The 12,363-nt window shown below is 39.7% G+C and carries 10 protein-coding genes, 1 tRNA gene and 3 pseudogenes; 5 read left to right on the forward strand and 9 right to left on the reverse strand.

Features of this window, described 5'->3' with window-relative positions:
- Positions 1-17: 17 nt before the first annotated feature.
- The 4 genes and pseudogenes from ACFJIZ_RS20785 to ileS form a co-directional block, all read right to left on the reverse strand.
- Positions 18-621, reverse strand: a pseudogene (locus tag ACFJIZ_RS20785) (lipoprotein signal peptidase).
- A complete protein-coding gene (locus ACFJIZ_RS20790) occupies positions 621-1,004 on the reverse strand; it encodes a TraR/DksA C4-type zinc finger protein (RefSeq protein ID WP_055132447.1) in 384 nt (127 codons plus the stop codon). The pseudogene ACFJIZ_RS20785 and the gene ACFJIZ_RS20790 overlap by 1 nt, the downstream one beginning before the upstream one ends.
- A gap of 6 nt (positions 1,005-1,010) precedes the next feature.
- Positions 1,011-2,182, reverse strand: a pseudogene (locus tag ACFJIZ_RS20795) (DUF5915 domain-containing protein).
- A gap of 65 nt (positions 2,183-2,247) precedes the next feature.
- Positions 2,248-4,404, reverse strand: a pseudogene (gene ileS / locus ACFJIZ_RS20800) (isoleucine--tRNA ligase).
- An 81-nt stretch (positions 4,405-4,485) separates the two neighbouring features.
- Between ileS and ACFJIZ_RS20805 the strand changes: the two are divergent.
- A complete protein-coding gene (locus ACFJIZ_RS20805; RefSeq protein ID WP_379088581.1) occupies positions 4,486-4,671 on the forward strand; it encodes a hypothetical protein in 186 nt (61 codons plus the stop codon).
- A gap of 183 nt (positions 4,672-4,854) precedes the next feature.
- Entirely contained in the window at positions 4,855-5,124 is a 270-nt protein-coding gene (locus ACFJIZ_RS20810) for an isoleucyl-tRNA synthetase (protein WP_379088584.1), read from the forward strand.
- On the opposite strand, the gene ACFJIZ_RS20815 is transcribed toward ACFJIZ_RS20810, so the two are convergent.
- The 4 genes from ACFJIZ_RS20815 to ACFJIZ_RS20830 form a co-directional block, all read right to left on the reverse strand.
- Positions 5,121-5,564 (reverse strand): GNAT family N-acetyltransferase, encoded by a 444-nt coding sequence (locus tag ACFJIZ_RS20815; protein ID WP_379088587.1) that lies wholly within the window; start codon positions 5,562-5,564, stop codon positions 5,121-5,123. The two genes, ACFJIZ_RS20810 and ACFJIZ_RS20815, sit on opposite strands and share 4 nt — an antisense overlap.
- The gene (locus tag ACFJIZ_RS20820) at positions 5,561-6,085 is read right to left on the reverse strand and encodes a DUF4269 domain-containing protein (RefSeq protein ID WP_379088590.1); all 525 of its coding nucleotides are present in this window, start codon (positions 6,083-6,085) and stop codon (positions 5,561-5,563) included. Before ACFJIZ_RS20820 ends, ACFJIZ_RS20815 begins: the two co-directional genes overlap by 4 nt.
- Positions 6,086-6,088: 3 nt before the next feature.
- Complete coding sequence (locus ACFJIZ_RS20825) at positions 6,089-6,547, reverse strand: MMPL family transporter (RefSeq protein WP_379088593.1); 459 nt, start codon at positions 6,545-6,547, stop codon at positions 6,089-6,091.
- A gap of 136 nt (positions 6,548-6,683) precedes the next feature.
- On the reverse strand, positions 6,684-7,895 hold the full coding sequence (locus tag ACFJIZ_RS20830) for an RND family transporter (RefSeq protein WP_379094162.1): 1,212 nt from the start codon (positions 7,893-7,895) through the stop codon (positions 6,684-6,686).
- A gap of 700 nt (positions 7,896-8,595) precedes the next feature.
- On the opposite strand from ACFJIZ_RS20830, the gene ACFJIZ_RS20835 reads away from it, so the two are divergent.
- From ACFJIZ_RS20835 to ACFJIZ_RS20845, 3 genes are all read left to right on the forward strand, one after another.
- Positions 8,596-8,943 carry a diacylglycerol kinase family protein gene (locus tag ACFJIZ_RS20835; protein WP_379088596.1) on the forward strand — a complete coding sequence of 116 codons (348 nt, stop codon included), beginning with the start codon at positions 8,596-8,598 and terminating at the stop codon, positions 8,941-8,943.
- A 3-nt stretch (positions 8,944-8,946) separates the two neighbouring features.
- Positions 8,947-9,672, forward strand: coding sequence for a DNA repair protein RecO (gene recO, locus ACFJIZ_RS20840; RefSeq protein WP_379088599.1), 726 nt, complete (start codon positions 8,947-8,949; stop codon positions 9,670-9,672).
- 100 nt (positions 9,673-9,772) lie between these two features.
- Positions 9,773-9,850: transfer RNA gene (locus ACFJIZ_RS20845), tRNA-Val, on the forward strand.
- A gap of 45 nt (positions 9,851-9,895) precedes the next feature.
- On the opposite strand, the gene ACFJIZ_RS20850 is transcribed toward ACFJIZ_RS20845, so the two are convergent.
- Positions 9,896-10,891 carry a helix-turn-helix domain-containing protein gene (locus ACFJIZ_RS20850; protein ID WP_379088602.1) on the reverse strand — a complete coding sequence of 332 codons (996 nt, stop codon included), beginning with the start codon at positions 10,889-10,891 and terminating at the stop codon, positions 9,896-9,898.
- Between the last annotated feature and the right edge of the window lie 1,472 nt (positions 10,892-12,363).

The following is a 12,363-nucleotide window of genomic DNA, read 5'->3' on the forward strand; positions in this document are numbered from 1 at the left end:
TAATATTTTAAGACATATTAATCTTCAACGGTTTCGTTGTTGATTCCTACTTCGTCTTTTACTTCTTCTTTAAAATATCTTTTTTGGAAGATCAAAGATGATGATCACACCTACAGAAATCGCAGTGTCTGCAATGTTGAAAACCGGACGGAAGAACTCAAACTGTTCGCCACCCCAAATTGGCAACCACGATGGGAATACCCCTTTTAAGATAGGGAAGTAAAGCATATCAACCACACGGCCATGAAACAAGGTTTCGTATTTAAAGATCACCCCATAAAAAACAGAGTCGATGATATTGCCCAAGGCACCCGCAAAGATCAGGGCCACATTTAAGATCAGCCCACGGTGATATTTACGTTTGATCATGTAATGCAGACCATAACCTATACCTGCAACAGCAATAACTCTAAATAGGGATAAAGCCAGTTTGCCGAACTCACCACCAAACTCTAGGCCAAAGGCCATTCCGTTGTTTTCGGTAAAATGGATGATGAACCAATCACCAAGGATCTTAAATTCTTGACCTAAGAACATGTTCGTCTTGATCCAAATCTTTAAAACCTGATCGGCCAACAAGACTAAAAATATCAGTAGTAAGGGTTTCGTATATCCTTTCATTAACCCTGTTTCAATTTAGCTTCCATACTCAACGTTGCATGCGGTACTGCACGTAAACGCTCTTTTTGAATCAGTTTTCCAGTTTCTCTGCAAATACCATAGGTTTTATTTTCGATGCGTACCAAGGCAGCTTCCAAGTTGTCGATGAATTTTTTCTGACGGGCAGCCAATTGGTTGATCTGTTCTTTTTCTAAGGTAGCAGAGCCATCCTCTAAAGTTTTATAAGCGCCAGAAGTATCTTCCGTACCGTTAGAATTAGGATTACTTAGTGAAGAAGTTAAGGAAAGCAGTTCTTCCCTTGAGCTTCTCAATTTGTCTTGGATCAGCTCTTTAAACTCTTGTAGTTCGCTATCAGAATAGCGGGTTTTCTCAGTTTTTTCCATATTATTTTATTGTTTGGCAATTAAGATTTGTAGTTCAACATCTTCAATTACTATTTTGTTTCCGTTAGCTATGTTTTCTGATAATATCATATCATCAGCTAATATTTCCGCGCAAATGTAGGCTTTGTTCTGCATTACCGCATCTGCGATTACATTATCGTTTTGTAAATTTACATTAATGCGATCGGTAACTTCAAAATTTAATTCTTTTCTTAAGTTTTGGATACGGTTAATTAACTCACGCGATAATCCTTCTCGTTTAAGTTCTGGTGTAATGCTCACATCCAAGGCAACTGTTAAATTACCTAGGTTGGTTACCTGCCAGCCTGGTATATCTTCGGCAATGATTTCTACATCACTTAAGAGTATAGTATACGGCGTGTTGAGTATTGCAATGGATCCTCGCGTTCAAATTTGGCCAGATCTTCTTGAGACATGTTGTTGATGGCCTCGGTAACCAGTTTCATGTCTTTCCCAACTTTAGCACCCAAGGCCTTAAAGTTCGGTTTAACCTTTTTCTTGATAAAGCCTGCGGTGTCTTTGATAAAGTCGACTTCTTTGATGTTCGTTTCGGATAAGATCAGGTCTTTTACCAATTCAACTTTTACTTGGAAAGTATCATCCAATACTGGGATCAGTACTTTGGCCAATGGCTGACGAACATTGATGCCCATTTTCTTACGTAGGGATAAGACCATCGAAGAAATGTTTTGGGCCAATTCCATCCGCTCGTTCAACTGTTGGTCAATCAGGCTGGTATCCACTTCGTTCCAGATGGTTAAGTGTACCGATTCTGCGTGTTGACCCGGAGTTGCATCACTTAAGTTTCTGTACAACCAATCTGCAAAGAAAGGAGCAACAGGGCTCATCAACTGCGAGATGGTCATCAAACAAGTAAACAAGGTTTCATAAGCCGCTTTTTTATCTTCGGTCATTTCTCCTTTCCAGAAACGGCGACGTGACAAACGGATGTACCAATTGCTCAGGTGTTCATCAACAAAAGTTTGGATCGCCCTCGAAGCTCTAGTAGGCTCGTAGGCGTTGTAGCTTTCATCAACTTCAGCAATTAAAGTCTGTAGTAGAGACAAGATCCAACGGTCAAGCTCGCTACGTTTGGCAACAGGCGTTTGGTTGTTTAGGTCGATTCTCGAACTTATCGATGTTGGCGTATAAGGCAAAGAATGAATAAGTATTATATAAGGTGCCGAAGAATTTGCGACGTACTTCGTCTAATCCTTCTAAACTAAATTTCAGGTTGTCCCAAGGTGAGGCATTGCTCGATCATGTACCAACGGGTGGCATCAGCACTATAAGTATCGATGGTACTAAATGGATCAACGGCATTGCCCAAACGTTTAGACATCTTGTTGCCGTTTTTATCCAATACCAGACCATTAGAAACCACATTTTTATAGGCTACACCTAGGTTGTTGACATGTTTGTTGATGGCCTTGATTTCTTCGCTGCTCTCGCTTAACATCACCGCAATGGCATGTAAGGTAAAGAACCAACCACGGGTCTAATCTACGCCTTCGGCTATAAAGTCGGCTGGGTAGGCATTTTCAAACTCTTCCTTGTTTTCAAAAGGGAAGTGCCATTGTGCATAAGGCATGGCACCACTATCAAACCAAACATCGATCAAGTCTAGTTCACGGGTCATTTTTTCGCCTTTGGCCGATACCAAGATCACATCGTCAACATAAGGACGGTGCATGTCTTTGAGTTCAAAACCAGCAGGCATAAAACCAGCTGCAATCGCTTTCTGGATTTCTGCATTGAGTTCTGCAATAGAACCGATACATTTTTCCTCCAAACCATCGGCCGTACGCCAAATTGGTAGCGGAGTGCCCCAATAACGAGAGCGCGATAAGTTCCAATCTACCAAGTTTTCCAACCAGTTGCCAAAACGACCTGTTCCGGTAGCTTCTGGTTTCCAGTTGATGTTCTTGTTCAGCTCGACCATTTTTTCTTTAACGGCCGTAGTTTTGATAAACCAACTGTCTAAAGGATAATATAAAACAGGTTTATCGGTACGCCAACAATGTGGATAGCTGTGTACATATTTCTCTACCTTAAAGGCTTTGTTTTCTTCTTTTAACAAGATGGCAATTTCAACATCTACAGATTTCTCTGGTGCTTCGCCATCGTTATAATATTCGTTCTTAACGTATTTTCCACCTAGATCGCCACCTAAACTGGTGATGAATTGCCCGTGGAGGTCTACCAACGGAACGGCATTTCCTTTTTCGTCGAGCACCAACATTGGTGGTACCTCAGGTGTGGCCAACTTGGCTACACGCGCATCGTCTGCACCAAAAGTTGGTGCAGTGTGCACAATACCTGTACCATCTTCGGTAGTTACAAAATCGCCACTGATTACTCTAAATGCATTTTCGGCATTTTGATAAGGTGTAGCCCAAGCCAGCAGTTGTTCGTATTTGATGCCTACTAGATCTGCACCTACAAATTCTGCTAAAATGGTATAAGGTATCTTTTTGTCTTCGGCTTTGTAATTGCTCAGGTCAGCTTCACTTTCTGCCAAGAAATATTTGCCAGCAAATTGTTTGTTTACCAATGCTTTGGCTAAAATCACTTGGATAGGCTCGAAGGTATATTGGTTAAATGTTTTAACCAAAACATAATCGATTTTTGGACCAACCGTTAAAGCTGTATTGCTCGGTAATGTCCAAGGGGTAGTTGTCCAAGCCAAAAAGCTCACCTCTCCATAACTGTTTAAGAAGGGTGGTAGGCTAGCTGCAACTGCTTTGAACTGTACCACAATTGTGGTATCGCTTACATCGCGGTAAGTACCCGGTTGGTTCAGCTCATGCGAACTTAAACCTGTACCAGCTGCGGGCGAGTAAGGTTGGATGGTATAACCTTTGTATAACAATCCCTTTTCGTAAAACGATTTGAGGATCCACCACAAGGTTTCGATATATTCGTTATGATACGTTACATACGGATTTTGAAGATCAACCCAATAACCCATTTTTTCGGTCAGGTCGTTCCATACGTCGGTATAACGCATCACCTCTTCTTTACAAGCGGCGTTATAGGCTTCAACAGAGATCTTTCTGCCGATATCGTCTTTGGTAATGCCTAATTTTTTCTCAACAGCAAGTTCAATAGGAAGACCATGGGTATCCCATCCGCCCTTGCGTTTAACCTGGTAGCCTTTAAGGGTTTTATAGCGACAGAAAATGTCTTTGATAGCACGGGCCATTACATGGTGTATACCAGGCATGCCGTTTGCAGAAGGCGGTCCCTCATAAAAAGTAAAAGGCTTGGCTTTTGAGCGTGTACTAATACTTTTTTCAAAGATGTTTTCCGCTTTCCAAAAATCTAGTATCTCTTTTCCTATTTTAGCTAATTCTAACTGTTTAAATTCCCTATACATCAATCAAGTATCTTCAAAAATTAAAGGATGCAAAGTTACAGTTTTAGAATGAATTATGGTAGTTTTGTACGAATTTGTTTTATGGATAAGTTACTGAAAATAGGACTGATATTTATGGTTGTCGCGGTGGTATTGATGCCTGCTGCGATTTTACTTAAGGATGGGCATCGGAGTTTAACGATAGGCCTTTTGGTTTTTACCATGTTGTTAGAGCTGATCGGTCTGGTTTTCGTTATCCTGAGCATCATTAAACGTAGGAAAGGTTAAAGCCACTCCTTTTTTTATTTATACCCATGTCTTGTACTTTTGACATCTTCTATCTCCTAAAATCTGACATGGATTAAAGCACAATGCTTGGGGTAGGTGCCTGATGAATAATTTTAGAACCAATTGGTTTGATTTTTGTTATATTGTTAAAAATAGACGAAAAAAAATCTAAAGCTCAAGGCCATGATCAAAGTGCTAAAATTACGGAAGGCTGTTATTGCCATTATCTTAGGAATTGCAGCATTGGTTGCTGCGAGGATCATGAATAGTTATAAAACTGAAGGTAGCAATATCGTTCTCGGTATTTCTGGCATATTTTTGATTGTAGGTGCTTTAATGTTCCTTTATCCTATTCTATTTGCAAAGAAAGTAGATAATGAAGGGGAGGAGGGAGAGAAAGTAGAATTAAAACCAATAGGAGAAGAGCCTGTAAATGACGAACATGTAGCTTAAGCCTTTTGTTTTAGCCACTCTTGCTTAGCCATTTCAAATTTCACCTCTCCTTTGCCATGTGTGCCAATTTCTTGCCAGCCTGATTTTCTATAAAACACCTCAGCTCTTGTATTGGGTGCTGTACCAAGCCAAATCTTTTCTTTATTTTGGTCGAAATACCAATCCAACATCAGTTGATGAAGTTTTTTGCCAATCCCTTGTTTTTCGAATTTTGGGTCTACAAATAAGGCCCAAATATTGTCATCTTCCAAATCAACGATGGCAAAACCTACAATCTGGTTACTGATCTCACAAACCCAACCTTTTCCTCTTTGGGTTAAAAATATTTCACAATCTTTATCCGTTACCAGATTTGGATCTGATAAAGTGTTCTCTTTAACCGCATTTCTCACCACTTGGATTTGTTTGATATCGGTAACTGTTGCTATTCTGAAGGTCATTTGGATAAGTTTAAAAGGGAAAGATACGGATCTCCCTCTAATTTTAACAATAATGCAAAGGCAGGCTCGGTTTTGTAGCCCTGTAATTTAAGTTTGATGACCTGCTGCCTAAATTCTTCTCCTTTTTCAGCCAATATCCGATGTTCGACCAAGAGGTGCCGAAAGGCATTTTGTTGTTTACAAGGGATGTTCTGACCAAATATTTCGATTTCAAAATCATCGAGCTTAAAGTTGGCCACCACCGTTTCCTGACCATTTATTACAGTTTCTAGCACCTGGAAGTCGGTTTCGGTGGCAAAAGAATTTTGAACTTGAGCCATAAAATCTCTTTTGTCGGTCCAATAACAAATGATATCCAGGTCACTGGATGGGATATCAATGTCTATTGGTATAGTGCCTGTTAAAATGGGTTGATAAGCTGCCAATTTCTCCAGAACGGCATGTTGGGTCAACGTCTGGTAGGCCAGTTGCTGCCTTTTGTTGCCAGTTCTTAAATAGTTGATGTGCTCAAAATCGGGCATGGCCTAATGGTCAAACTGTTGCTCATTTTTAGCAACTTCTTCTGCTGGGATCAATTTACGGGTCTTCTTTTTATCGAGCCAAAGCATTAAAGCAGGCAATAGGGTAAGGTTAAATACCAAAGCCACGATCAAGGTAATGGAAAGTAGCAGCCCCAAAACTACGGTTCCACCGAAAGTAGAGGCCGTAAATATGCCAAAACCGAAAAATAAGATCAAGGCAATATGGGTCATACTTACCCCAGTTTCCCTAATGGTATCTGAAACTACTTTTGTAACGCTATAATTGGTTAAAGTCAATTCTTGTTGGTATCGTGTTAAAAAGTAGATGGTTTGATCAGAGGCCAAACCAAAAGCAATGGTGAAAATCAAAATGGTAGATGGTTTTAAGGCAATATTAAAGAAGCCCATTAAACCAGCCGTAATGATCAAAGGCACAATGTTTGGCAGTAGGGAAATGAACATGATCCTAAACTTTTAAATTGAGCCAACCTTAAAAGAGAGGATCAATACAATGGCCAAACCGATACTTTCAAATAAGTGCCTTAACAGATAATCCGTACCTTTAGAGAAGATGATGCTCGATCCTGTTAAGGTAACATCAAATCTTTTGGGTGTCAGGATAGAGTCGATCCGTGGTTTTAATTCTAGCAATAAAGCATCTAAACGTTTCGAGCCTACATCGGCCATCTGAAAGCTGATTCCGCGCAGTCTGTTTGTCCTTATCCACAAAATTGGTCAACATATTTCCGTTCCCCTTTCCAGAGTTGGCGGCATAGGCCAAAATGAAGTTTTTTTCAATATCGGTAGGCAGGCGATAAAAAGCAGAATCTCCATTATAGAAGGCCTGCGAAGCGTATTTTAGACCCGTATTCAGGGAGATAGATCGAGAAAATTCTGGGTAGGCCGAAATCATCCGCTCCATTTTATCTATTTTGCTGAGGGTAGAGATGCTCAAGATTCCGTTTTTACGTTTGGTATCTACACTGATTTCGAGTGGCAGGATTCCTTCAAAATTCTTCTCGAAGAACTTAAGGTCGGTTAAGATCTGTGAGTTTTTAGGCAGGTCGTCAACCACATAACCATTGATGTTGATTTTATAGATCCCGATAAACGAAATGATGGATAAGATAATGGTAGCGATGTAGATCAATGCACTTTTTTGTTGCACCAATACATCTGTTTTTGCCAATAAATGATCTAAAAAATTAGGCACATGTGGGGTATTTGCCTTGCCTTTTGGTAGCGGTAGATAGCTGAAGATGATCGGGATTAGACAAAGACACATCAGCCAGGTAAACATCACATTGAGGGCGGCTACACTTCCAAACTGCATCAAAAGCTCACTACCCGTAAAATAAAGTACACCAAAACCAATGGCTGCAGTTACATTGGCAATCAGGGTAGTTACTGCAATCCTTTCGATGGTAATGCTCATGGCTTTTTGTTTGTCGCCATGTTTTTTGAGTTCGTTATGGTATTTGTTGAGCAACAAGATACTGTTTGGGATGCCAATGATCACGATAAGCGGGGGAATCAGTCCAGTTAAAATCGTAATCTCGTAACCAAATAATACCAAGGTGCCAATACTCCATATCACACCCATCACTACGACTAGGATAGGGAAAAACACGGCATAAAAACTCCTGAAAAAAATAAGGAGGATCAAGGCCGAAACTAAGATGGAAAGGCCTAAGAATAACACAAACTCATTAGATACCAGTTTACTTGTCGCTGTTCTGATAAAAGGTAATCCAGATAGATGTACATGTAGATTGGTGCTTTTGCCAAAAGCCTGGGCTTTTGCTTCGATCTCTTTAAGATAGGGTTTCGATCAACAGAGTTTAAGATTTTTGGATCGAAAGTAATGGCCATTAAAGTCGCATTGCTTGTTTTGTTGAACAACAATCCGCTATAAAAAGGCATGCTATAGATATGGTTCTTTAATGAATCCATTTCTGCATCACTTTGCACAGCTCTACTTGGAATGGGACTAACCACAAATTTCTGGTTGACCGTATCCTTTTGGAGCTCGAATAATTTACCAATAGATAATACACCTTTGATGCCTTTCAGTTTCCCGATTTCATCAGATAGTTGCATCCATTTATTATAGGTGTCTTTTTGATAGATGTTTGGACTTTGAATACCTAATACCATTACACTACCATCTTCGCCAAACTGTTTTTTAAAAGCGTTGTATTTGACAAAGACCGAATCTGTAAGTGGCAAAATCTTGCTTCCAGAATAGGATAGTTTCAGGTTTCGGGCATGCCAAGCCATGAAAATTGTAGCGATCAGGAAGAAAAGGATGAGTAGAATTCTATTTTGAAGTATAGCTTTAGATAGTTTAGCCCACATAATCAACTGCGTTTTAAAAAAAGTAAAGAAACTATAAAAATGGCTGAATACAAAATCTATAGCGCTATTTAACGCTAAATTAACAGCAGAAAACGTTTATTGTTTGTTGGCCTTTAACTAATCCATAATTTTTGATGTATTTTAGCATGGCGATGGAAAAGTTTTTTAAGAGTTTCGTTTATGCGTTTAGGGGACTGGCCTATACTTTCCGTACACAGCTCAACTTTAAACTCCATTGTGTGTCGGCTGTAGTTGTCATTTTATTAGGGCTGTATACAAAACTGTCAAATGCAGAGTGGTTATGGATTGCCCTGGCCATTGCAATGGTGTTGGTATTGGAGTTGATCAATACAGCCATTGAAGTTTTGGTAGACCTGGTTTCTCCTCAACAACAACCCAAAGCAGGTATAGTTAAAGATGTTGCTGCTGCTGCGGTTTTGGTAACTGCTTTTTTAGCATTAAGCATTGCATTGATTATTTTTGTGCCAAAGTTCATTTAACAAATGCTACATAAGATTAGAGGAATTGTTTTAAAAACCACTTTGTACAGCGAAAGTAGTGTGGTGGTGCAAGTATTTACCGATAAGTTCGGAATCCAATCCTTTTTGATCAATGGCGTTAAAAAACCAAAGGCTAAAATACCAATGAATGTCTTGCAGCCATTGCATCTATTGGATATGGTGGTGTACCATAAAATGAATACGCAGATCCAGCGGGTAGCCGAAGCCCGACCTTCTCCTGTTTTCAGGTCTATACCTTATCATGTGGTTAAAAATACCATTGTGCAGTTTTTGAATGAAGTATTATATAAAAGCATTCGACAACAGCATACGGACGAGAATTTATTTGATTTTATTTACAATGCCATCAGTTGGTTTGATGAAACCGATGCGCCCAGTGTCAATTTCCATTTGGCCTTTTTGTTAAAACTTTCCCGTTTTTTAGGTTTTGCTCCGCATGCCCAGACCAGAAATGACCAAAAATATTTTGATCTGCAAGAAGGAGGTTTTACTTCTTTAATGCCAGTTCATCCTCATTTCATAGAAAAATCGCTGGCCGATTATTTTTTATTGCTGTTTCATACACCTTTTGAAAAAATAATTGAAATAAAATTGGATAACAAAACCAGGCGGGTGATTTTAGATAAAATATTGGTTTACTATACTTTACATACAGCATCTTTTGGGCAAATCAGGTCCCATCAAATCCTCGAAGATGTGCTTTCTTGAAAAAAGTGAAATTTTTTTTGCAAAACAAATAGAAGACACTATATTTGCAATCCCAAAACGAAGGAACATTTATTCAGTTTTAACGTTAAGGAAACCAAAAGGGAAATTAGCTCAGCTGGTTCAGAGCACCTCGTTTACACCGAGGGGGTCGGGGGTTCGAACCCCTCATTTCCCACCAAAGTCTTAGAGAAATCTAAGGCTTTTTTTGTTTGTAGAAAAAATGCTAACTAGCTTTTCTAGCGTTGTTTAAGGCGTTGGCAAACGACAGTGGACTTAAACCTGTTTGTTTTTTAAAAACAGCAAAGAAGGAGCTTTTTGACGAAAATCCAGCTTCGTAACCTAATGCCTCAATGGTAGTTTGTTGAAAATTAGCTTTACTCTTTAATTGGTCTTTGATGAAATTGATGCGATAGCTATTGATAAAGTCTGTGAAATTCTGTTGGTAATGTTCGTTGATCAGTGATGATAACTGGTGCGGAGTGAGCTTGAGCTGTTCGGCGATAGCGTTTAGGCTAACCTTTTTTTGTTGGAAGAAACGACCTTCTTTCATGGCCTTCGTTAAAATGTGTAGGTGGTGCTTTGTGGTGGCGCTTAACTCTTCTTGAAGTTGGTGCGTCTTCTTCACATTAAGCAAAGTCTGTAGTTTGATATCCAAAAAATTTGCCGCCAATTGAATAGGGACCCTGTTGTGGTGGTTAGGTAAGATCTTACGGTAATAGGCATATTTTTCTTTGGCTGTGCCCATTTTATTGATTACAGCCCTTTCATGGGCGTTTTTATAATGGTTTTCCAGTAGTTTTCTCATTACGACATTCATTTCGGGGAAATCATCAAAAAAGGAGAGGAGGTCTGAAGCTGGGATGCCAATCAGTTCACAATCTTCTTCTGCAATCATGTCTTCACCTGCAGGCCCTAAGCCATACATCCCTGAGATGGGTGAGATGAATTCGCCATTAACCGTAATGAAAGTGATCAGTGCTCTGGCTCCCTTGCGTCTGTAGCCACTCACCATGCCATAGAGCAGGAAATAGACCTCATGGCAAGGTTCGTCTTGCCGCATTAGGTATTCACCTTTTTTTAGGGTCAAATGGAATGCGCTTTGAGTAAAAGCCTCTTTTAGGCCCTTGCTGAGGAGACAATAATGAGATAGTTCTGCCAAAGCGAGGCTAACTACCTCAGGTTTAGCTTTGGTTAAGGGTTTGTTTGTTGAGTGCGTCATAAAGCTTCGGCCAAAATATAATTTTCATTGACACTAATCAATCCAAACTTATAAGATCGGAGTGATTCAATAAAATAAAATAGGTAATTTATAAGTTGCAACATTAATTTTGTTAGTGTATAAATCTTGACTTTTATAGTCTAAGATATAGGTAAACCAAATTAATGCTCTCAAACTATGTGTTCATCTCCTTAAATTGGCACGACCCATTGCTATGGGTATTCCGCTCTCTTTTCAAAAAAAACATCCTTATTTAAATCTCTAATCTCAACAACATGAGAAAACTTTTACTTAGCATTTTTCTGTCTATTGCTTTTTGTTATGCTTATGCACAAACCCTATCTGCTGGCGATATCGCTGTGGTTAGGATGAACCAAAGTGGTGTAGACGGTTTTTCTATCGTTACCTTGGTGCCTTTACCTTCTGGTACATCCATGTACATTACCGAACAGGGCTGGCGTGGAAGTACTTATAAGTGGGTCGACAATACGGAGACCCATGTGCAGTTTACTACAAATCAGACCTATGCGGCCGGAACCGTTTTTCATTTTGATGAAGAAACGGTCAGCTCTTTGTCGGTTAGGGTTAATAACTCATCCACGGTCAGTTATACCATTCCAGCAAGTGGTTTTAATTATGCCGGTGGCGATCAGGTAATTGTATATCAAGGTTCATTAGCTAACCCTAGTTTTATTACTGGCTTTACCAATGATAATGGAGGGAGTTTAACGACTTATGGTTTTGGTAATGATGCAGTAACCAAGTGGGCAACCGAAGCGGATATAGGCGACATTAGTCGTTTAGATGGGGCACAAACTTCGAGGATACCTACAGGTTTAACCAATGGAACCAACGCCATTTCTATGTATTGGCAGGGAGAATTAGAATCATCCAATAATCGTTACAATGGTGTGCTAACGGGCACTAAGGCCGAATTGATGGCTGCGATTAACGACAGGTCAAAATGGATAGCAGATGCATCAACAGGCTATGCCAGAAGTACGGTAGGTAATGCTTCAGGCGCATTTACCGTAAATGCATCTGGAGTAGCTTTATCAACTAATCCTACACTTACTTTTTCGACCAATACAGGGCTAGGTAATACAGCTGCTGATGGAACAGGAGGATCAACTACGATTACAGACCTAGACTTAGAGTTTTTTGCAGGTGATAAAACAACTGGTGTTTATACTACTGGTACAAATATGAGGTGGGAGAATGCGACTTATTATACTTCCTCAAATGGATTTAATGGAATTACGGCAGGACCTGACCCAGGAATTACTAATAGCGGATTTTCTGCATTTGTGATTAAAAGTTCTAGTCAAGCAGCAAATTTCTCCTTAAAATCTATCAAATTAGTAGATTGGGGAGGAACTCCAGTTCTTATTGCTGGTTATAATAATGGAACACAGGTTGGATCAGTTTCTATTAGTTTACCTACTAATGGAAATGGCGCAGTTAAAACCCAA

Origin of the sequence: Pedobacter sp. UC225_65, assembly GCF_042698365.1 — a bacterium.
GTDB lineage: Bacteria > Bacteroidota > Bacteroidia > Sphingobacteriales > Sphingobacteriaceae > Pedobacter.

Bases quoted from the DNA above. Each gene is read 5' to 3' on its own strand.
- ACFJIZ_RS20790 (WP_055132447.1), bottom strand. From the start codon at position 1,004: ATGGAAAAAACTGAGAAAACCCGCTATTCTGATAGCGAACTACAAGAG.
- ACFJIZ_RS20805 (WP_379088581.1), top strand. From the start codon at position 4,486: ATGGATAAGTTACTGAAAATAGGACTGATATTTATGGTTGTCGCGGTG.
- ACFJIZ_RS20810 (WP_379088584.1), top strand. From the start codon at position 4,855: ATGATCAAAGTGCTAAAATTACGGAAGGCTGTTATTGCCATTATCTTA.
- ACFJIZ_RS20815 (WP_379088587.1), bottom strand. From the start codon at position 5,564: ATGACCTTCAGAATAGCAACAGTTACCGATATCAAACAAATCCAAGTG.
- ACFJIZ_RS20820 (WP_379088590.1), bottom strand. From the start codon at position 6,085: ATGCCCGATTTTGAGCACATCAACTATTTAAGAACTGGCAACAAAAGG.
- ACFJIZ_RS20825 (WP_379088593.1), bottom strand. From the start codon at position 6,547: ATGTTCATTTCCCTACTGCCAAACATTGTGCCTTTGATCATTACGGCT.
- ACFJIZ_RS20835 (WP_379088596.1), top strand. From the start codon at position 8,596: ATGGAAAAGTTTTTTAAGAGTTTCGTTTATGCGTTTAGGGGACTGGCC.
- recO (WP_379088599.1), top strand. From the start codon at position 8,947: ATGCTACATAAGATTAGAGGAATTGTTTTAAAAACCACTTTGTACAGC.
- ACFJIZ_RS20850 (WP_379088602.1), bottom strand. From the start codon at position 10,891: ATGACGCACTCAACAAACAAACCCTTAACCAAAGCTAAACCTGAGGTA.